General features: G+C 52.5%; 17 protein-coding genes. 6 read left to right on the top strand and 11 right to left on the bottom strand.

Features of this window, described 5'->3' with window-relative positions:
- Positions 1-72 precede the first annotated feature (72 nt).
- Positions 73-948 carry a glycine betaine ABC transporter substrate-binding protein gene (locus AC5TBW_RS13995; protein ID WP_495509146.1) on the top strand — a complete coding sequence of 292 codons (876 nt, stop codon included), beginning with the start codon at positions 73-75 and terminating at the stop codon, positions 946-948.
- Between the two features lie 233 nt (positions 949-1,181).
- Positions 1,182-2,822, top strand: coding sequence for a BCCT family transporter (locus AC5TBW_RS14000; protein ID WP_495509147.1), 1,641 nt, complete (start codon positions 1,182-1,184; stop codon positions 2,820-2,822).
- 61 nt (positions 2,823-2,883) lie between these two features.
- On the opposite strand, the gene AC5TBW_RS14005 is transcribed toward AC5TBW_RS14000, so the two are convergent.
- From AC5TBW_RS14005 to AC5TBW_RS14015, 3 genes are all read right to left on the bottom strand, one after another.
- Positions 2,884-3,609, bottom strand: a complete 726-nt coding sequence (locus AC5TBW_RS14005) for a 3'-5' exonuclease (protein WP_495509148.1) — start codon at positions 3,607-3,609, stop codon at positions 2,884-2,886.
- Between the two features lies 1 nt (position 3,610).
- Positions 3,611-5,521: a DUF294 nucleotidyltransferase-like domain-containing protein gene (locus AC5TBW_RS14010; RefSeq protein ID WP_495509149.1), complete on the bottom strand. Its 1,911-nt coding sequence runs from the start codon at positions 5,519-5,521 to the stop codon at positions 3,611-3,613.
- 293 nt (positions 5,522-5,814) lie between these two features.
- Positions 5,815-6,207, bottom strand: coding sequence for a DUF4168 domain-containing protein (locus AC5TBW_RS14015; RefSeq protein ID WP_495509150.1), 393 nt, complete (start codon positions 6,205-6,207; stop codon positions 5,815-5,817).
- 145 nt (positions 6,208-6,352) lie between these two features.
- Between AC5TBW_RS14015 and AC5TBW_RS14020 the strand changes: the two genes are divergently transcribed.
- Both AC5TBW_RS14020 and AC5TBW_RS14025 read left to right on the top strand, forming a co-directional pair.
- On the top strand, positions 6,353-7,291 hold the full coding sequence (locus tag AC5TBW_RS14020; RefSeq protein ID WP_495509151.1) for a DMT family transporter: 939 nt from the start codon (positions 6,353-6,355) through the stop codon (positions 7,289-7,291).
- A gap of 48 nt (positions 7,292-7,339) precedes the next feature.
- Complete coding sequence (locus AC5TBW_RS14025) at positions 7,340-8,107, top strand: EAL domain-containing protein (RefSeq protein ID WP_495509152.1); 768 nt, start codon at positions 7,340-7,342, stop codon at positions 8,105-8,107.
- Positions 8,108-8,163: 56 nt separating this feature from the next.
- On the opposite strand, the gene mtgA is transcribed toward AC5TBW_RS14025, so the two are convergent.
- From mtgA to AC5TBW_RS14045, 4 genes are all read right to left on the bottom strand, one after another.
- On the bottom strand, positions 8,164-8,880 hold the full coding sequence (gene mtgA / locus AC5TBW_RS14030) for a monofunctional biosynthetic peptidoglycan transglycosylase (protein WP_495509153.1): 717 nt from the start codon (positions 8,878-8,880) through the stop codon (positions 8,164-8,166).
- 10 nt (positions 8,881-8,890) lie between these two features.
- Positions 8,891-9,745 (bottom strand): S-formylglutathione hydrolase, encoded by an 855-nt coding sequence (gene fghA / locus AC5TBW_RS14035; protein WP_495509154.1) that lies wholly within the window; start codon positions 9,743-9,745, stop codon positions 8,891-8,893.
- Positions 9,746-9,829: 84 nt separating this feature from the next.
- Positions 9,830-10,939, bottom strand: a complete 1,110-nt coding sequence (locus AC5TBW_RS14040; protein ID WP_495509155.1) for an S-(hydroxymethyl)glutathione dehydrogenase/class III alcohol dehydrogenase — start codon at positions 10,937-10,939, stop codon at positions 9,830-9,832.
- A 44-nt stretch (positions 10,940-10,983) separates the two neighbouring features.
- Complete coding sequence (locus AC5TBW_RS14045; RefSeq protein WP_495509156.1) at positions 10,984-11,967, bottom strand: MBL fold metallo-hydrolase; 984 nt, start codon at positions 11,965-11,967, stop codon at positions 10,984-10,986.
- A gap of 129 nt (positions 11,968-12,096) precedes the next feature.
- Here AC5TBW_RS14045 and AC5TBW_RS14050 point away from each other — a divergent pair, with 129 nt between their 5' ends.
- A complete protein-coding gene (locus AC5TBW_RS14050) occupies positions 12,097-12,993 on the top strand; it encodes a LysR family transcriptional regulator (protein ID WP_495509157.1) in 897 nt (298 codons plus the stop codon).
- Positions 12,994-13,035: 42 nt separating this feature from the next.
- Here AC5TBW_RS14050 and AC5TBW_RS14055 read toward each other — a convergent pair whose 3' ends face one another.
- Positions 13,036-14,403, bottom strand: coding sequence for an L-serine ammonia-lyase (locus tag AC5TBW_RS14055; protein ID WP_495509158.1), 1,368 nt, complete (start codon positions 14,401-14,403; stop codon positions 13,036-13,038).
- 188 nt (positions 14,404-14,591) lie between these two features.
- On the opposite strand from AC5TBW_RS14055, the gene AC5TBW_RS14060 reads away from it, so the two are divergent.
- Positions 14,592-15,239, top strand: coding sequence for a hypothetical protein (locus AC5TBW_RS14060; protein WP_495509159.1), 648 nt, complete (start codon positions 14,592-14,594; stop codon positions 15,237-15,239).
- A gap of 110 nt (positions 15,240-15,349) precedes the next feature.
- Here the strand turns inward: AC5TBW_RS14060 and rpoD are convergent, their stop codons facing one another.
- The 3 genes from rpoD to rpsU form a co-directional block, all read right to left on the bottom strand.
- Positions 15,350-17,197: an RNA polymerase sigma factor RpoD gene (gene rpoD, locus AC5TBW_RS14065; protein ID WP_495509160.1), complete on the bottom strand. Its 1,848-nt coding sequence runs from the start codon at positions 17,195-17,197 to the stop codon at positions 15,350-15,352.
- Between the two features lie 224 nt (positions 17,198-17,421).
- The gene (gene dnaG / locus AC5TBW_RS14070) at positions 17,422-19,272 is read right to left on the bottom strand and encodes a DNA primase (RefSeq protein WP_495509161.1); all 1,851 of its coding nucleotides are present in this window, start codon (positions 19,270-19,272) and stop codon (positions 17,422-17,424) included.
- A 265-nt stretch (positions 19,273-19,537) separates the two neighbouring features.
- Positions 19,538-19,753, bottom strand: a complete 216-nt coding sequence (gene rpsU / locus AC5TBW_RS14075; RefSeq protein WP_008956349.1) for a 30S ribosomal protein S21 — start codon at positions 19,751-19,753, stop codon at positions 19,538-19,540.
- Positions 19,754-19,938 lie beyond the last annotated feature (185 nt).

The following is a 19,938-nucleotide window of genomic DNA, read 5'->3' on the forward strand; positions in this document are numbered from 1 at the left end:
CTTCTGGCTAACCATGCTGTGTTTGGCAGCAGATCGTCACATTAATAAATCTATACCCAAGGGAGAACGTGAATGAAACATCGTACATTGAACCTCCGTATCCGTATTGCTTCACTGGCGCTATTAGCCGGTGCAGGCGTCGCTGTTAGCAGCGCAGCACACGCCGAAGAAGAGAAAGGCACGATTAACCTGGCCTACGTGGAGTGGTCATCTGAAGTCGCGTCCACTAACGTAATTGCCGCAGTGCTGGAACAAGCAGGCTATGAGGTTGATCTCACCTCGCTTTCGGCTGCTGCCATGTTCCAAGCGCTGTCTAGCGGTGATGCGGACGCCATCGTTGCTGCGTGGCTGCCGACAACTCACGCTGATTACATGGAACGCCTGGGTGATAGTGTAGAAGACCTGGGACCCAACCTGGACGGCACCAAGCTGGGCCTCGTTGTTCCTGCGTACACCGACGTCGACTCCATTGCTGACCTTAACGATAACGCCGACAGCTTTAATGGCGAGATCATCGGTATTGACCCTGGTGCAGGCTTGATGGCGCTGTCCGAAGAGGTCGTGGATACCTATGACCTTGAGCTTGATCTGCGTAGCGGTAGCGGTGCCACGATGACGGCGGCACTGTCGAGTGCAATTAATAACGAAGAAAACATCGTTGTTACCGGCTGGACGCCGCACTGGATGTTCGCCCGCTTTGACCTCAAATATCTAGACGATCCCGAAAATGTTTACGGTGGTGCTGAACAGATCCATACCGCGGTTCGTGAAGGCCTGGAAGATGACATGCCGGAAGCCTATGCGATTCTCGACGCTTTTGAATGGACGCCTGAGCAAATGGGTGAAGTCATGCTCATGAACCAGGAAGACGGCAGCGATCCCTACGAAAACGCTAAGCAGTGGGTAGAAGATAACCAAGACTTGGTAGAAGAGTGGCTCGATAGCTAAGCCACTGGTGCAGATACGACAACAGGGGGCTTCGGCCCTCTGTTGTCGTTATAAGCGCCGCTTTTAAGCACAGCTTTAAGCGCGATGGTTCACAATGCGTTGAACACTGATCCAGTAGATTTGCTATTGTGTGCGCCTTAACGCGCACCATGTAATGCTGGTTGATGACCACATTTTGGTTTCTGTTCAACATTTTTTGATCGACGATTCTTGATCGAACTAGAGAGGCTCCAGTGGATAACCACGACGATAAACGCCCCCCTGAAGAGCCGGTCTCTGAGGGCATTCCTGCTCCCGATGGCCCGGCGAATCTGATTGATACCGATTATGTGATCGGCCAAGACAATATCACCACGAATGCCATGGGTTTAAATTTAGACCTACACGGCAAGGTATTTACGATTTCGGCTATTTTGGTGCTGTTGTTTGTAATTCTTACGCTAGCATTGCAAGACACCATTGCGCCTATTTATGACGCCATTTTCGGCTTTTTGACCGGCAACCTAGCCTGGTTCTTTATCTCAGCCGCCAATGTTTTCGTTATTTTATGTGTAGGCCTGATTTTTTCCCCATTAGGTAAAATCCGCATTGGTGGCGCCGATGCCAAGCCCGATTTTACCTATATGGGTTGGTTCTCGATGTTGTTTGCCGCAGGCATGGGCATTGGCCTGATGTTCTTTGGCGTCAATGAGCCTCTAACTCACTTTGGCACTTCGCTTGACGGTGGCAGTTGGGCACCACTGGGTGGCGCCGAGGGTGATACCGCCGGTGCAGCAGCGCTGGGCATGGCAGCCACTATTTTCCATTGGGGTCTACACCCATGGGCAATTTACGCGGTCGTCGCACTATCGTTGGCACTATTCTCGTTCAATAAGGGTCTGCCGCTGTCGATGCGTTCAGTGTTCTACCCGATCTTGGGTGAGCGCGTTTGGGGCTGGCCGGGACACTTAATTGATATTCTGGCCGTATTTGCCACGCTGTTTGGTCTAGCAACGTCATTAGGGCTAGGGGCTACTCAAGCCGCTGCCGGTTTGACTTACCTATTTGGCGCGCCAGAAAGCGACATCACCATGATCCTACTGATCATGGGTATCACGATTATCGCTATTGGGTCGATTCTGGCGGGCGTTGATAAGGGCGTGCAGTTGCTCTCCAAGATCAACATCGCTATGGCGGCGCTGCTGCTGTTCTTTGTGATTGCGGTTGGCCCGACCATGCTCATTGCGACCGGTTTCTTTGAAAACTTGCTCAATTATTTCGTTCACCTACCTGCGCTGTCGAATCCTTTTGGACGTGAAGACGCCAACTTCAGCCAAGGCTGGACGGCCTTCTACTGGGCATGGTGGATCTCCTGGTCCCCGTACGTCGGTATGTTTATCGCCAGGGTATCCCGTGGTCGTACCGTACGCGAGTTCCTGATTTCTGTCTTGATCGTGCCTTCTGTGGTGTCAGTACTGTGGATGACCACCTTCGGCGGCACCGCCATTGATCAGTATGTCAGCGAGGGTATTGAAGCCGTACGTGACGCTGGTGTCGATCTACAGCTCTTCATCATGCTGGAGCAGTTGCCGCTGTCACAAATCACCTCGTTCATCGCCATCATTCTGGTGATTATCTTCTTCGTGACTTCCTCTGATTCCGGCTCGTTGGTCATCGACTCGATTACCGCTGGTGGCAAGGTCGATGCACCTAAGCCTCAACGCGTGTTCTGGGCAATCATTGAAGGCGCAATTGCGATTGCCCTGCTATTAGGCGGTGGTCTAACGGCACTACAGACCATGGCCGTTTCTACCGGCTTCCCGTTCACCATCATTTTGCTAGTGGCGTGTTATGCCATTATCAAAGGGCTGATGAGCGAGCCAAAAGCGGTCTAAAGCGTCTTTTCGCTTAACTAGCCAGTAAGCAAACGGGCAACCCAGTGGGTTGCCCGTTTTTTTAACACCAGATATCTTTTAACGGCGTGTCGGGCCGATAGTGGGTGGCAATTTGCGCTTGTAATAGCTCTGCGGTTGCCAGCGCATCGACCAGGGCATGGTGGCCTTGATAGACGGGCAAGCCATAGCGTTCGCGGCTTGCGTGCAATCTTATAGAAACCGGTGGGCGGCCCAACCAGCGACGAAAACGCGCCCATAGGGTTTGGCGGTGTAACCGCGCTTCCAGCGACATGGTATCGATCATCGGAAACAGCACCCCTTCCCCACGCCTGGCTTTGACGGCTGCATCCAAAAAAGGGCGTTCGATATTACGAAAATGAACGACCACTAAGCGACCCGCTAACTGGGTTAGCAGTTCGTCCAGAATAGCCTCTAAGTCCGGCGCCTGGGCAATTTCTGAGTGGGTAATGTGGTGGTAGGCAATGGAAGCTTCATCCAGTGGCCTTGGCGGTTTTACTACCCAATAGCGACGTTCGGCCAATTTAATACGACGTAACGTGAACGGCACTATTCCAATGCTAACGATCGCATGTCGACGCTCATCCAGCCCGGTTGTTTCCATGTCCAGCGCCACCATGGGCACCTCAGAAATGGGCGTTTCAGGGTCGGGCAGCGGGGTACTGAAAAACTGTTGAATCGCCGGATTACCCGCCCGTTCTGCCCGCTGGCCCATATACCCTGCCCAGTCTGCCCGAGTAATTTTGTGACGTGGGCGTATACCGAGCATTTTAGCGCCCCTGCCGCTGAGCGGGCATTGGATAGCGGAACTTCAAGAACTTCTGCGCGTTACTGAGCACCTGAAATGCATCCTTTAGGGTGTGGCGTTCGCTGTCTTCTACATTTTCAGGCTCGATATTGTTATCCGGCAGCCGATCCTCTTGCAGGTCGATCATCTGATGGCGCAGCCGCGACATGCATAAAAATTCAAAGGCATAGCTCAGCTTGTCGGGCATCCCGGTTGCCAAAAGCTGCGTCTTACTAATGTCATTCAAACGCTGGAAAGAGTTCTGTGCTTTGGAACCACATGCCAAGGCGTGAATACGCACTAAGTCCACCATGGGGGCCGTACCGCGGCGCTTTAGATTGATAGAGTTATTGTGCTTACCATCCTGCTCCATCACAAAAGTGCGGAAAAACCCTAACGGTGGCGTACGATTAAGTGCGTTTCGGGCCATGGCGGCTAAAAATAGCGGTGACTTTTGAGCCGTTTCGGCAATCAAATCTTGGAGTGTTTCTACATAGTGATCTTCGCCATAACAGCTGTCTAAATCGAAAAAAATCGAGCTATGCAGTAGTCGCTCTGGCGTAGGGTTGGCCATCCAATCTTGAAAATAGTGCTTCCAAACACGAAGCGGCTGACGCCACTGCGTGTTGGTGGCCATAACATCGCCTTTACAGTAGGTGTAGCCGCAGGCGTCTAAACCATCGCTAACCCTGCTCGCCAGGGCGTGAAAGTAAGCGTCATGCTGTTCAGGGTCAAAGTCATCGGAGAGGATTAGTGCATTGTCCTGGTCGGTGACGATGCTCTGCTCATTACGCGCCATGGAACCATTGACCATAAAGCAGTAAGGCACAGGTGGAGGGCCAAGTTCTGCTTCAGCCATTTCCAGCAATCGACGGGTAAAGCTACGTCCGATGGTGGAGAGCGCGCTGCCCACCATCTGAGAGTTGGCACCCTCTTGCACCATGCGCACAAAAGCGGCTCTTACATCGGGCGCTAAGCGCGCCAACCCTTGGGCGCTGGACTGGTTAAAAATATTGCTAACTAAATAGAGGCCGCTATGGGTTTCATAACGAATGATATCGGAAAGATGAACGACGCCCACCGGACGCTGACGATAGAGCACCGGCAGGTGATGCACATTACTGCGTAACATCGTCAGCATGGCTTCATAGACAGAGGCATCGGATTGAACCGTAATGAGCCGCGAAGATACTACCTCGCCCACCGAGGTTTGTGGCGATAGCCCCTCAGCTACAATGCGGGTGCGAAAATCACTGTCGGTTAAAATCCCGCACATCTGCCAGGTTTGGCCTTCGCTATCTTTAAAGCTGTAGCGTGGGTTATCGCTACCTTCTTTTATTACTAGCAGTGCAGAGGCTTGAGCTTCGCTCATTTGCTGAGCTGCTTGCTGGACACTGGTAGAGACTTCGACCATCACTGGATAACGGGTCAGTAACTTACGAATCCGCGTGACCATCATGTCGTTGGATTTCTTTTGCTGTTCTGCAGCCGTCTCCAGCCGCGGCCGCTCCAGCTCGACAAAATCCGCAAAATGGTCGTCTTCTTCACACAGCCGCTGGAAGACTGCAATAGGAATAAAGTAGATTAAGGTATCTTCGATAGCCTGGGCGGGGAAGCGCACTTTATGGTTACGCAGCAGACTAAAATGACCAAAAATATCGCCTTCCCCTAGACGATTATAAAGCTCGCCCTGGCTACGATAGACCTCTACTGCGCCACTGCGGATATAACAAAGATCATTTAGCGTCTCATTGAGTTCTAAAATATTACTACCGGTTTTGAAGTAGCTCACTTCCACTTGTTCAGCAATAGCATCAAGAAGATCGTCCGACAGCCCATCAAAAGGGGGAAACCGTCCCATATGCTGGCGTATTTCTAACAGCTCGACATCCATACGGACTCCTTGGGCTTGCCGGTTAATAGTCTGGGTAATCAACATATAATCTAAAGTGTGGCGGGAAGGTTAGGTTAGGTAAACCCCCGAGGGGCACAATAAAGACGACCGAGACGAAAAGGGTCAAGAAAAAGGGTGCGCAAAAAACCAGTAATAAAGAGACAAACAATAAAAAACCCGGTGCAGTGAGCACCGGGCTTTGGTGGCCGAAGCCAAGCTGATAGAAATGTTACTGGTTAATTTAATAAGCTAGCTAAATAAAAAACCGTATCAGCCGATATCAACAGCAAGGTTTAGGATTGGCTAGCCATTTCCTGAACGCGCTGCATCATCTCTGGATCTTGCTGAATGGATTGACCGATAGCGTTGAAGGTATCAACATCTAGGCCGCTATCTTCCACGACTTCGATCATGCGGTCATTAGCTTCAGTGCGCACTTCCTGTTGCGCTGATTCATCTTCCGCTTCCTGCAGACGCTGGGTATATTCTTGAGAAATTACCGCAATTTCTTGAGAAGCATCGGCGAACTGCTGGAGCTGATCGTCAGAAAAATCCTGGGCAGGGGCAGCTTGCTGGGTTGCCGTCGGATCTTGTGCCGGCTCCTGGTCTTGCTGGGCGTGGGCAGTAGCCGTCATTAAACCAGTCGCGAGCAGAGCAGCAGAGAACAGAGCAGTCATACGTTGCATAGTAAGAAACCTCAATATTGCGTTATGTATGTGCCCACTGTGACGCGCCTATTTCGAGCAGGTTCAATTTATTATGTAAAAGTTAGTAACATAAAGAACAAAATGTATCAGACATCTAGGTAAAACACCCTACTACGGAAACGACATGCCAAGCTTATTCAACAAGTTACGTCCCAACGATTTACCCTCGGCAGGATTGGCTGCCATGCCCGCTATTTTCGTTCTACTCTGGAGCACGGGCTTTATTGGCGCCAAATTCGGTTTGCCCTACGCAGAACCGTTTACGTTTTTGTTTATACGCTTTGTGCTAACGCTAATGCTGTTAATCCCATTGGTCATGTTAATGCGCATTCCTTGGCCTTCATCGCCCAGGTTATGGACACATATTGCTATATCAGGTTTGCTAGTTCATGGCGCTTACTTGGGTGGCGTTTTCTACGGTATTTATTTAGGCATGCCCGCCGGGTTAGCGGCATTATTGGTAGGGCTACAGCCACTTCTGACGGCCGCCTTTGCCGGGTCTTTATTAGGTGAGCATCTCACTTGGCGACAGTGGGTAGGGCTAGGGCTCGGACTGATTGGCATCAGCTTAGTGCTCGGTAGCAAGTTGGAGATTGGTGAATCCCTTTTCGACGGCTTCGGCATTAGTGCATTACTTTGCGTCACCGCGGCTTTAATCGGCATTTCCTTCGGTACGCTGTATCAGAAACGATATTGCACCAGTATGCCGCTGCTTTCTGGAGCGGTTATTCAGTACTTGGCAGCAGGTGCACTACTGGGGAGCGGTGCATTGCTATTTGAGACCCGCGAGGTGGAGTGGAGCAGTACCTTTATACTGACACTCGCTTGGCTAGTGTTGATTCTCTCGATTGCCGCTATCTTGTTACTCATGGCCTTGATTAAAAAAGGGGAAGCCTCGCGTGTTGCGAGTCTTTTTTATCTTGTGCCGCCCGTTACCGCGCTTCAGGCGTGGTGGCTGTTTGACGAACGCCTCCCATTACTGGGTCTTATCGGGATGCTGGTCGCCATTACCGGGGTTGTGATGGTTATTCGAAACTCCGCCAATAAGGCGATCAGACGCTAACGCTATTTTTATAATTATCGATAATTTTATTCCAGGGCTTGGATAAACATGTCAGCACAACACCACTGTGCCAGGGTAAATGGACACTGTAACCGTTGCGATTCTCCGGTACCTTTTACGTTTACGATGGCGTTTCAACCGATTGTCGACGTTAGTCAGCGCAAAATAATCTATTACGAGGCATTGGTGCGAGGCCCGAATGGGGAGTCTGCTTTTTCAATTCTTGATCAAGTCACCGATGATTTACTCTACCGCTTTGATCAGGCGTGCCGCATTAAAGCGATTGAACTTGCCAGCGAACTGGGGATGGAGGAACGGCTTTCGATTAACTTCCTACCCAACGCGGTCTACGAACCGGAAGCCTGTATTCAAGCCACGCTTGAAACAGCAAACCGCGTAGGTTGGCCCACCGAGCGGCTCAATTTCGAAATTACTGAAACCGAGCGGGTCAATGACCGCCTGCATATGCGCACTATTATTGAGAGCTACCGTGAGATGGGGTTTACCACCTCACTGGATGATTTTGGTAACGGCTACGCTAATCTTGATCTACTTACCGACTTACGCCCAGATACGCTGAAAATCGACCGCGACTTAGTAATGGAGTGCGATAGCAGTCAGCGCCGTCAAGCCATACTCCGTAGCTTGGTAGCATTAGCCAAAACATTAGGAACCCAGTTAATTGCCGAAGGCGTTGAAACCCGCGAGGAGTCGCGCTGCCTGCTGGCACTGGGAATTCCTATGCAGCAAGGCTACTACTTTTCTTATCCGAACTTGGAAGCACTGGCAACAATTGACGACGCGAAATACGACTAGATAAGAGCTGGCAGCGGGCCGCTATAAACGCTTCCCGCTTAGCCAGCCACACCTAGCTATAGATGCTCTAAATAGTCCGCGCCGCCTAAATTGCGCATTTGCTGTCGAATCCACTGACTACGCCGTTCTACCTGGGCATCAGGTCGCGCGGCGCTACGGGTTAAGGGGCTGGGCAAGATAGCCGCAAGCAGGCTGGCCTGACGCTCAGTCAGCGAGCTGGCAGAGGCGCCGAAATAGTGCTGAGCCGCTGCTTCTAGCCCGAACACACCCCGATCCCACTCGGCCACATTGAGATAGACTTCCAAAATACGCTGCTTACTCCAGAGTATCTCGATCAGTAGCGTAAACCACGCCTCTAATCCCTTCCGCGTCCAGCTGCGGCCTGTCCATAGAAAAACGTTTTTAGCCGTTTGCTGACTCAACGTGCTGGCGCCACGCAATCGCCCACCCTCTTGGCTGGCCTGCAACGCACGGCGCAACTCGACAAGATCAAACCCGCTATGGTGTGGAAAGCGCTGATCCTCTGCGGCAATCACAGCCAGTTTAGCGTTGTCAGAGAGCGCCCCCCAACCGCGCCACTCGCGCTGTATGCGAATCGGATCGCTATGGATCCAGCTCTGTATTTTGCGCTCAACCATAACCATTGAGCCCGGTGGAGGAACAACGCGGAACAGCAGTACTAGCGCGACTGACAGCAGTGCAAACGCTAAAACGCCGCGCCAAACGATCCGCCATAGTAGACGCATAAAACGGCGCAGCGAGCGATTGAGCATCCCGTTATCCTTAACGCTTCATGAGGTGGTCTGCATGATAGCGCAGATGATCCTCAATGAACGAGGCAATAAAGAAGTAACTGTGATCGTAGCCCGGTTGGCGGCGTAACGTTAACGGATGGTCGTGCTCTTCACAAACGGCTTCTAAACGCTCTGGCTGAAGCTGTTCCTCCAGGAATTGATCCGCTTCACCCTGGTCGATAAACAAGCGCTGACGTGACGCCCCATTGGCGACCAATTCACAGGCGTCATACTGGCGCCAGCGTGACTGATCTTCACCTAGATAAGCAGTAAAGGCTTGTTGGCCCCAGGGGCAGTTCATCGGATTCACTACCGGTGAAAAAGCTGACACTGAACTAAAGCGCCCCGGATGACGTAGCGCGAGGATAAGCGCACCATGCCCACCCATCGAGTGACCGCTAATAGATTCACGCCCATTCACCGGAAAGTGCTGTCGTACCACGGAAGGCAACTCCTCAACCACATAATCATACATGCGGTAATGAGACTTCCAGGGTGATTCGGTAGCATTGACATAAAAACCGGCCCCCGACCCCAGATCAAAGCTTTCATGCTCACCAGGTAAGTCGGTACCCCGTGGGCTAGTGTCTGGGCAGACAATCGCAATACCCAGTTCAGCCGCCAAACGGTGAGCGCCCGCTTTCTGCATGAAATTTTCATCATTACAGGTCAGCCCAGAGAGCCACCAAAGCAGCGGCACACGTTCGTTTTCTGCCTGGGGTGGCAAGTAAACGGCAAAGATCATGTCGCAGTCCAGCGCACGGGAGTAGTGGCGGTAGCGCTTATGCCAACCACCGAAACTACGGTTAGCGGACACCAGTTCTAAAGTTTCACTCATGCTCATGGGCAGGTTCCTTTAAATGCAGCAAACGCGGCAGGTCTCCCCACCGCGTTTTAAACGTGCTTACTATAATCTCAGTAATGATACTCAGTAATGCAGCACGGTACGAATGCTCTTACCCGCATGCAGTAAATCAAACGCTTCGTTGATCTTCTCGAATGGCATATCGTGGGTAATGAAGTCGTCGATATTGATCTCACCCTTCATATAACGATCAACGTATCCCGGTAGTTCACTGCGCCCTTTTACGCCGCCAAACGCCGAGCCCTTCCAGACGCGCCCGGTCACCAGTTGAAACGGCCGTGTTGATATCTCTTCACCGGCCCCGGCGACACCAATCACAATCGATTCGCCCCAACCTTTATGGCAGCACTCTAGCGCCGAACGCATCACATTGACGTTGCCGATGCACTCAAAGGAGTAGTCGACGCCACCATCGGTCAGATCCACGATGACCTGCTGGATGGGGTCTGAGTAATCTTTTGGGTTCACAAAGTCGGTGGCGCCAAACTGCTTGGCCAGCTCGAATTTATCGGCGTTAACGTCGATGGCAATAATACGCCCTGCTTTAGCCATTACCGCGCCTTGAATGACGGCCAAACCGATTGCACCAAGTCCAAACACCGCCACCGTGGCGCCAGGCTCTACTTTTGCGGTATTCAGTACTGCACCGATGCCCGTAGTAACGCCGCACCCTAACAGGCAGATTTTATCCATAGGCGCTTCTTTTGACACCACCGCCAGGGAGACTTCGGGCAGCACCGTGTACTCGCTAAATGTGGAGGTGCCCATGTAATGATGCAGCATCTTGCCGTCTAGTGAGAAACGCGAGGTACCGTCAGGCATAACCCCTTTGCCTTGGGTAGCGCGAACGCTGCTACACAGGTTGGTTTTACCCGATAAGCAGAATTTACACTTGCCGCACTCGGCGGTATAGAGCGGAATGACATGGTCACCCGGCTTAAGACTGGTAACGCCCTCACCAACCTCCTGAACAACGCCTGCACCTTCGTGACCCAAGACGGCGGGGAAATTACCTTCCGGATCAGCACCAGAAAGCGTATAGGCATCAGTATGGCAAACGCTCGTAGCGGCCATTTTCACCAGCACTTCGCCAGCTTTCGGGCCTTCAACATCAATCTCAACCAGTTCAAGCGGTTTACCCGCTTCCAGTGCAACAGCTGCGCGTGACTTCATTTTGACTCCTAATTACTCATTACTTCAAAAAATTAACTTAGCCGTTACTCGTCAGTTGCCACCGGGCCAAACTCAACCGGTAGCCAGCGATAGCCTTCTTCATCTTCCACGATATGACCAATGCCGGGGAAAGGCATATGGGCACCGGCGATCCAGTGTTTATCTTCAACGGCACTTTCGAGCACTTCTTCTCGAGTGCGAATGGCCTGTTCAGGGTCAGAATCAAACTCAATAGCCACAGTAGGGTCGGCAAACTGCACACCGTAGCTGTGCACCACGTCACCCCATACCAGCATGGCGTCATCATCGCTGTTGAGCATAAAGCTTGAGTGACCAACGGTATGGCCATGAGTGTCTTGTGCGATGATACCCATCAGCACCTCATCCCCTGCCATGAAGGGATTGAAGCGATCAGCTTCCCGATATGGCGCTACCGCGTCTTGAGCCATGGTGAAGAAGGGTTGATTAGCCTCAGGAGCTGCAGCCGCCCGCTCCTCATCCAGCCAAAAATCAGCATCGGCTTGACTAGCCCGCAGCTCAGCATTGGGGTAAACCGCTTCGCCATCCTCATTGGCCAAACCACACACATGATCAGGATGCAGGTGGGTCATCAATACCGTGTCAACATCCTCGGGTGAGTAGCCCGATGCGCGCAGATTGCTCTCTACCTGCCCTAATGAGGGCCCAAAGCAGGCAGCTGAACCGGCATCGACCAGTACTAAGTTCTCCCCTGTGTGAATAAGAAAGGCATTGACCGCAGTTTGCATGCCACTTTCCGCATCAATAAATAGCGCATCCAGGTGGCGAAGAATCTCTTCTTTCTCCATGCCTTTTAGCAAGGAGGTATCAATAGCCGTATGGCCATCGTACAGAGCAGTCACCTCATACTGCCCGACCATCATACGAAACCAGCCCGGCGCCTGCTCTTGCTGTTGGGTAGGCAGCTCTGCCTGGGCACTAGCAGCCCAGCCTGCACCAATCGCGACTGCCAGCGCACCGCGCGACCAATGAGATAAGGATTTAGACATAAGCTATACACTCCATGGATAAACTAACGATGCTAGCAGTGTAGGTCAGCTAGGCGCTGTTGATAAAGCGGGATACACTCATAAGATTATTGTCACTCAGCAACAATCACCATCGCGCTAGGGATTACCATGCAGCACTGGAGCCGTATCGAAGCGTTTGTCGAGGTAGTGCGCTTAGGCACCTTTTCTGCCGCCGCTCGTCACCTGAAAGTATCCACATCGCATATCAGCCGATTAGTCAGCCAGCTTGAAAACCAGTTGGGCGTACAGTTGCTCTATCGCACCACCCGCCAGATCCGCTTAACCGACGCGGGCGCTACCTACGTAGAGCACTGCCGTCACCTATTTGATGGTCTGCGCGATGCTGAGCAGGCACTGAGCGAACTCCAGGCCAAACCTAATGGACTGCTTAAACTCACCTCGGCCACTACCTTCGGCGAGCGCTTTATCGCCCCGCTGGTTAACGACTTTCAGTGTTTGCATCCGCAATTGGATGTACATATGCACTTCACTAATCGACCGGTGGGACTGATTGAAGAGGGCTACGATATCGCCATTCGAATGGGAGTCTTGAAAGATTCCAGCTTGATCGCTAGGCGCCTATGCGACCGCCGCGAGTATATCGTCGGCTCTCAAAGCTATTTTCGCCAAGCGCCGCGTCCCCACACCTTGGCCGAGCTTAGCCAGCACCGCTGTTTGATTGGCTCACGACCCAACTGGCTGTTTGAAGTCAACGGTCAACGCCGCGAAGTGCGAGTAGAGGGGTGTTGGACAGGCAACTCCGGCCCAGCGCTGTTAGATGCCGCTCGCAAAGGGCTGGGCTTGGCGCAGTTGCCTGATTATTACGTGGCCCCCTATTTGGCAAGCGGTGAGCTGGTGGCCGTGCTTGAGCCTTTTCAGCACCACGATACCGCTGTTTGGGCGGTTTACCCTCGCCACCGTCATCTATCGCCTAAAATCCGTCAGTTGGTTGACTACTTGGTCGCGCATATTGACAGCTTATTGCCCAAAAACCCGCTGGTCTAACACATAGATAACTCAGCAATTGATGGCTCAGCATTTGATGAACTAGCACTCAATAGCATTGACGGCGAGTCCGCCTTTGGATGTCTCTTTGTACTTATCCTGCATATCGCGGCCAGTATCGCGCATGGTGCGAATCACTTTATCCAGCGATATAAAGTGCTCCCCATCCCCATGCAGTGCCATTCTTGCCGCGTTGATCGCTTTGACGGAGGCAATTGCATTGCGCTCAATACAAGGCACTTGAACAAGCCCGCCGACCGGGTCACAGGTCAACCCTAGGTTATGCTCCAACCCGATTTCAGCGGCGTTTTCCACCTGACCGGGTGAGCCGCCTAGCACTTCGGCAAGCCCGGCAGCCGCCATGGCGCAAGCGGAGCCCACTTCACCCTGACAACCCACCTCCGCGCCGGAAATGGAGGCGTTCTTTTTGCATAAAATGCCTACTGCCCCGGCGGTCAGTAGAAAGTCCACCACATCGGCTTCGCTAGCGTCGGGCTCAAACTTCAAGTAATACGCCAATACGGCGGGGACGATACCCGCCGCGCCGTTGGTCGGCGCAGTGACCATCCGCCGCCCCGCGGCGTTCTCTTCATTCACCGCCAGTGCGAATACGTTGACCCAATCCATGACGGTAAAACTCGATACGATCAGACGTTGATTAGCCGGTGGGTGAAGCAACTGTTGATGGAGCAGTTGCGCACGGCGGCGTACATTCAACCCGCCGGGCAAATGGCCAGTCGCACGCAGGCCATTTTCAATACTGTCGCTCATCGCGTGCCAAATGGTCATTAGCTCTTCACGGATGGCCGCTTCGCTACGCCAGGCCTTCTCGTTTTCTAACATGAGCTGGCTAATACGCAGTTGATGCTGCTGGCAGAGTTCTAGCAGCTCAGCCGCTGTATTGAAGGGATATGCCAATGGGGTGCTGTCTTCGCCAACATCACCTTGATCCGCCTTGGCTTGATCCACGTAAAAACCGCCGCCAAGGGAGTAAAACGTATTGGTTGCCACAAGCGCATCATCACAGTAGGCACTTAGCACCATGGCGTTGGGGTGAAATGGCAAACAGGTCTCGTCCCACTCCACATCATTACCGGCCTCAAAAGCGATCTTCTGACCATTGGCAAGCATCAGTAGCTCACCCTCTTGCAGTTGTCTTAATCGCGCTGCAATCGTGTCCGGATCGATACTTTCTGGCGCCTCTCCCATCAGCCCCATAATCACCGCTTGGTCAGTACCGTGCCCGATACCTGTAGCCGCCAGCGAACCATGCAGCCTAACCACTATCCTGCTAACGCGAGTGTCGCCAAGCGCCAGGGCAAAATCGCGGGCTGCGCGCATTGGGCCCACGGTATGGGAACTTGAAGGCCCAATGCCAATCCGGAAAAGATCAAACACACTAATAGCCATGCCAATTAAGCCTCACCACGTAGTTATTACCTGTCTATTAGACACTTTGCAGCGCCGACGACCAAACGTCGAGTGATAAACCGCAATATCGGCGTGCAAGCAAATAAGTGTGACGATATAATGAACATTCACCCATGCATGTTTGTATCTACAAATTGCGACGCTGCCTACCTACAAAGGACGTTGGTATGTCTTCTCCCCCACCCTGGCCAATAGGGTTTCAAACCCTCTTAGTGCGTGCGGTGCTGTACGTGTTATTTATCGGTGCGATTGTCCAAGGCGCTTACCTAGAAGCGCTCTATTTTCCCTCAGTTCGCTTTTCTGAGCTGGGCTTTACTGAGCTTACCCAAACGTTATTGCTGGCCGCTTGCTGTGCCATGCTGATTTACATTCGTCAGGTACTTAAAGTATGGCCCACCGTTACACTGCTTCTACTGGCGTTCGTAGCCGCTTCTCTAGTGCGTGAACAGGATCACTTTTTAGATAACTATGTCGCTGAAAACACTTGGAAGGTGCTGGTTGCGCTGATTATTTTTCCATCGCTCTTTTGGGTGGTGAAGCAGCGCCAACGCTTTCTTGTGGAGTTCGCTCATTACAGCAACACCTTTGCCTTTGGTTTGTTTACGGCTGGCGTGCTGACTACCTACATTTTCTCTCGTCTTTATGGGCGGCAAGAGTTTTGGCAAGTCATTTTAGAGGATAACTACTCAGGGGCCTTTAAAAGTGTCGCCGAAGAAGTTGTTGAACTGCTTGGCTATAGCTTAATTTTGATCGCCACGTTGGAGCTACTGCTACTGGCCAGACGCGTTTATCTAGCCCGACAGATATCCACTTAAGCGCAGCAGCAATCACCTTCAAGTGATTGCCGACAGCAAAAAGCCCATCGCTCTCAGAGCGACGGGCTTTTTAGTTTTATCTACCACTCACGATTCATTACTTACGGCATTCACTCGTCGAGGAACGAGCGCAGCGGCTCGGAGCGGCTTGGGTGGCGTAGCTTACGCAGCGCTTTGGCTTCAATCTGACGAATTCGCTCACGCGTAACGTCAAACTGCTTGCCCACCTCTTCCAGCGTATGGTCGGTATTCATATCAATACCGAAACGCATGCGCAGTACTTTTGCTTCACGGGCAGTCAAGCCACCTAACACGTTACGCGTGGCTTCGATAAGTCCTTCACCGGTGGCCATATCGATCGGCAGCAGCATGGTGCCGTCTTCAATAAAGTCGCCCAGGTGTGAATCATCGTCGTCACCAATCGGCGTCTCCATGGAGATCGGCTCTTTGGCGATTTTGAGCACCTTGCGTACTTTATCTTCAGGCATTTCCAAACGCTCGCCGAGCTCTTCCGGCGTCGGCTCACGGCCCATTTCCTGCAACATCTGGCGCGATACGCGATTGAGCTTGTTGATCGTCTCAATCATATGCACCGGAATACGGATAGTGCGCGCCTGATCCGCAATCGAGCGGGTAATTGCCTGACGAATCCACCATGTGGCATAAGTAGAGAACTTATAGCCACGGCGATATTCGAACTTATCGACCGCTTTCATCAAACCAATGTTGCCCTCTTGGATCAGATCCAAGAACTGCAGGCCACGGTTGGTGTACTTCTTGGCAATCGAGATAACCAGACGCAGGTTAGCCTCAACCATCTCTTTCTTAGCGCGACGAGCTTTCGCTTCACCGATAGAAAGTTTGCGATTCACCTCTTTGAGATCAGCAACCGAGAGTTGCACCATGTCCTCTTCAAAGGCGATCTTACGCTGAGCGCGGGCAATATCAGCGCGTAACGGCTCAAGCCGGTCGGCGTATTTGCTCTGCGCCGCCTGGAAATCATCCAGCCAGGTTTTACGTGACTCATTGCCCGGAAACGACTTAATAAACGTTTTACGCGGCACCTTGGCTTTCTTCACGCACAACTGCATCACCGCTTTTTCTTGGGCGCGCACTTGCTCAACACTGATTCGTACCTGACCCACTAGACGTTCAAAGTGCTTAGGGACCAGCTTGATGGGCGAAAAAAGCACGGCTAGACGAGTCTGCTCGGCTTTTAGTTCAGGACTGCCGCGACCATGTTTGGCAAACGCAGCTTCCACAAGGGCGTTTTGTTCACGAATCTGCTCAAAACGCGCACGCGCTTCCTCGGGATCCGGACCGCCTTCGCTAGCAGTAGAGTCCTCGTCTTCTTCATCATCACTATCAACGTCGTCGTCAATCTCGGGCTCAGGTTCGGGCTCGGGCACTTCGGCCTCTGCTACACCAGGAATGCCCTCATCGGGATCGATGAAACCAGAAAACAGATCTGACAGACGCCCCGGTGCTTCCTCATCCTGAGTAGCATCATAGGCATCCAAAATAGACGCGACGGCACCTGGCAGGTAAGCCAGTGACGACATCACTTCACGGGTGCCCTCTTCGATCCGCTTGGCGATTTCAATTTCGCCTTCACGGGTCAAAAGCTCAACCGTGCCCATTTCACGCATGTACATGCGGACGGGGTCAGTGGTGCGGCCTACATCACTTTCCACGGCGGCAAGAGCCGCTACGGCCTCTTCCGCAGCGGACTCGTCCGTGGATTGATCCGACATCATCAAAGTGTCTTCATCTGGCGCTTCTTCAGCGACACTTATACCCATGTCGTTGATCATGCCAATGATGTCTTCCACTTGATCCGGGTCGGCGATATCCTCGGGTAGATGGTCGTTGACCTCGGCATAGGTCAGGTAGCCCTGTTCCTTGCCTCGAGCGATCAACTCCTTCAGACGTGACTGCTGCTGCGCATTTCCAGCCATAGAAACCCTATCTCGACGAAGAAGAATGAAACACCTGGAGCGCTGAATCGATTAAACTCAACAAGCCGTACAGTATAGCGTAATTCACCGGAAATTTTCCAGCTTGACGTATTTGCGCGGTCATTCAGGTGTGTTAGGTTGTTTGGTTAGGCCAACGCTCGGTGGCTGACCCTATATCTGGTGCTGAACGCTAGGAATTCAACCCCATCGCTCAAAACACCGCCTTATTGACGCTGCGCAAGTTCCATAACCAAGCTTGCTAAACGCCGGCGTTGCTCCTTATCTAGCTTTTGTCCGGCGCGCTCCTGCGCCAGCAACGCTGCGTACTCCTCTTGAGGAGAGCGCTGGCGTTGAACGTGCTGCAGATGTTCTACCCAGCCATTAAGCTCAGCTTCTCTATCCGCTTTCGGAATTAACAATTCGCGCTTGGCAAACGCCGCCAATGCCTGCCCCTGCTGACTGCCTTGAAAGTGCGCCAAGATTACTTGCGGACTGCGATAACGCCCCGCCTTGAGTAAAGCGATTAACTCTTGGCAAAGCGGTGCATCATCATCTTCTGGCAGCCAGTCCAAATGCTCTGGCAGTACGGACACCAAGTTGGGCTCATGCAGCAACAGTTGAACTATCCGTCCGACGGGTGAAAGCACCATTGAACGAGAACGCCCACCCTGTGCCTTTACAGGCTGAACTGCACTGGCTATCGCGGAGGATGCTGGATCCTCAACTTGCTCCACCTGCCCCTGCACTAATTGCCGCTGGGAAATTTGAGCACGCTTCTCAAGCAGCACTTTCAACTGCTCTTGCGCCAACCCACTACGTTGCGCCAATGACTCCAAAAGTAACGATTTGAGCATGCCTTCAGGTACTTTGTTCAATGCTTCGAGCACCTGACTGGCAAACCGCTCACGCCCTTCCACCGTATTTAGATCGCGCCCCTGGGCCGCTTGTTCGAATAGAAACTCCGACAGCGGCATGGCACAGGTTACGCGATCCTGAAATGCCTGAGTGCCTTCGCGGCGCACCAGTGTGTCCGGGTCTTCACCTTCCGGTAGAAATAGAAAGCGCGCTTCACGGCCATCTATCATCTGCGGCAATGCGGTTTCCAACGCCCGGCTGGCCGCCTGCCTTCCTGCACGATCGCCGTCAAAACAGAACACCACTCGGCTCACGAGTCGAAACAGGCGGGTCAAATGATCTTCCGTGGTAGCAGTCCCCAGCGTCGCAACGGCGTTATGAATACCGTATTGCGCCAACGCCACCACATCCATATAACCTTCGACCATAACAAGCTGCTCAAGCTTGCTAGAGACCTGACGCGCCTCATACAGACCATAAAGCTCGCGGCCTTTATGAAACACGGGCGTTTCCGGCGAGTTGAGATATTTGGGCTGGTCATCGCCCATCACTCGACCACCAAAAGCAATCGTACGCCCACGCAAATCGCGAATGGGGAACATTACCCGATCACGAAAGCGGTCGTAGGTACGCCCGGTATCCTCACGATGAATTAGCAGGCCATACTCCACCTGCACCGGCTCACCAATACCGCGCTCGCTGAGATGCTGCTTAAGCGCTTCCCAACCCGCCGGGGCATAGCCAATGCCATATGTCTTAATCACTTCATCGGAGAGCCCACGACCCGAAAGATAGCGCTGGGCGGACTGGCCTTCCTGTATTTTTAAGCGTTCGCGGTAAAAACTCGCCGCCAGCTCAAGCAGATTAACGCCCTCTTTGCGCTTTTTCTCACGCTGTTGGGCACGTGGGTCATCAGCACCTTCACGCGGCACTTCAATACCCAAGCGGCCAGCCAACTGCTCTACCGCTTCAGGAAACGGCAGTTTGTCGTACTCCATCAAGAAGCGTAGTGCATTACCATTAGCTCCGCAGCCAAAGCAGTGATAAAACTGCTTATCCGCACTGACGGTAAACGATGGGGTTTTCTCTTGATGGAAGGGACATAGCCCGGAATAGTTGCGACCGGCCTTCTTAAGCTGCACACGCTCACCGACCACCTCGACCACGTCAACGCGGCCTAACAGGTCATCAATAAAACGCTGGGGAATTTGGCCTGCCATGAACTACGGGCATCCTCGCGCAAAGCGCTAACTTTCGAGACTGTTTTTAAAGCCTTGTTTTTAAAACCTGTCTTCAAAACCAGTTTTACAACACTGATTAAGATCATCAGATCCGTTGCCAGATCAGATCATCATAAGCAGCGATGGTCTTGAAAAACGACAGCCATGAAAAACGACAGTCAAAAACAAACGGCCACCTAGTGGCGGCCGCTTGATATCCCTCTTGAGACGACCAGCTAACTGCTCCGGCCCTCTCGGGTACGGATCAATAGAGCCGTTCGAAACGCTTTTGCTCACGCTGAACTTTCTTAGCGTGGCGTTTTACGGCAGCTGCCGCTTTGCGTTTACGCTCAGCAGTCGGCTTCTCATAGTGCTCGCGGCGGCGTACTTCGGAAAGAACACCGGCTTTTTCGCAAGAACGCTTGAAGCGACGCAGGGCGACGTCAAACGGCTCGTTATCACGTACTTTTACAGAAGGCATTAAGCACTCACCTACCTTAAGGAGTCTTGAGTTCGGATAGTACGTACATCGCGATATTGCAGTTTAGAGTGCGGTGTACGACCCAGTTTTACAGCGCACAGTAGTCTAGTCGTCGCTGGCCATCTTTGCAAATGCTTACGCGCAGCTGCAGCGACAATGCTAGACTGTTGGCCCTATATTTTTCG

Source organism: Vreelandella sp. ssv (assembly GCF_059448525.1).

What these genes read in the sequence shown, in the direction of transcription:
- AC5TBW_RS14025 (WP_495509152.1), top strand. Translation starts at nt 7,340, where the DNA reads ATGTCAGCACAACACCACTGTGCCAGGGTAAATGGACACTGTAACCGT.
- AC5TBW_RS14040 (WP_495509155.1), bottom strand. Translation starts at nt 10,939, where the DNA reads ATGAAGTCACGCGCAGCTGTTGCACTGGAAGCGGGTAAACCGCTTGAA.
- AC5TBW_RS14045 (WP_495509156.1), bottom strand. Translation starts at nt 11,967, where the DNA reads ATGTCTAAATCCTTATCTCATTGGTCGCGCGGTGCGCTGGCAGTCGCG.
- rpsU (WP_008956349.1), bottom strand. Translation starts at nt 19,753, where the DNA reads ATGCCTTCTGTAAAAGTACGTGATAACGAGCCGTTTGACGTCGCCCTG.
- mtgA (WP_495509153.1), bottom strand. Translation starts at nt 8,880, where the DNA reads ATGCTCAATCGCTCGCTGCGCCGTTTTATGCGTCTACTATGGCGGATC.
- AC5TBW_RS13995 (WP_495509146.1), top strand. Translation starts at nt 73, where the DNA reads ATGAAACATCGTACATTGAACCTCCGTATCCGTATTGCTTCACTGGCG.
- AC5TBW_RS14005 (WP_495509148.1), bottom strand. Translation starts at nt 3,609, where the DNA reads ATGCTCGGTATACGCCCACGTCACAAAATTACTCGGGCAGACTGGGCA.
- AC5TBW_RS14050 (WP_495509157.1), top strand. Translation starts at nt 12,097, where the DNA reads ATGCAGCACTGGAGCCGTATCGAAGCGTTTGTCGAGGTAGTGCGCTTA.
- AC5TBW_RS14055 (WP_495509158.1), bottom strand. Translation starts at nt 14,403, where the DNA reads ATGGCTATTAGTGTGTTTGATCTTTTCCGGATTGGCATTGGGCCTTCA.
- AC5TBW_RS14015 (WP_495509150.1), bottom strand. Translation starts at nt 6,207, where the DNA reads ATGCAACGTATGACTGCTCTGTTCTCTGCTGCTCTGCTCGCGACTGGT.
- fghA (WP_495509154.1), bottom strand. Translation starts at nt 9,745, where the DNA reads ATGAGCATGAGTGAAACTTTAGAACTGGTGTCCGCTAACCGTAGTTTC.
- rpoD (WP_495509160.1), bottom strand. Translation starts at nt 17,197, where the DNA reads ATGGCTGGAAATGCGCAGCAGCAGTCACGTCTGAAGGAGTTGATCGCT.
- AC5TBW_RS14020 (WP_495509151.1), top strand. Translation starts at nt 6,353, where the DNA reads ATGCCAAGCTTATTCAACAAGTTACGTCCCAACGATTTACCCTCGGCA.
- dnaG (WP_495509161.1), bottom strand. Translation starts at nt 19,272, where the DNA reads ATGGCAGGCCAAATTCCCCAGCGTTTTATTGATGACCTGTTAGGCCGC.
- AC5TBW_RS14010 (WP_495509149.1), bottom strand. Translation starts at nt 5,521, where the DNA reads ATGGATGTCGAGCTGTTAGAAATACGCCAGCATATGGGACGGTTTCCC.
- AC5TBW_RS14060 (WP_495509159.1), top strand. Translation starts at nt 14,592, where the DNA reads ATGTCTTCTCCCCCACCCTGGCCAATAGGGTTTCAAACCCTCTTAGTG.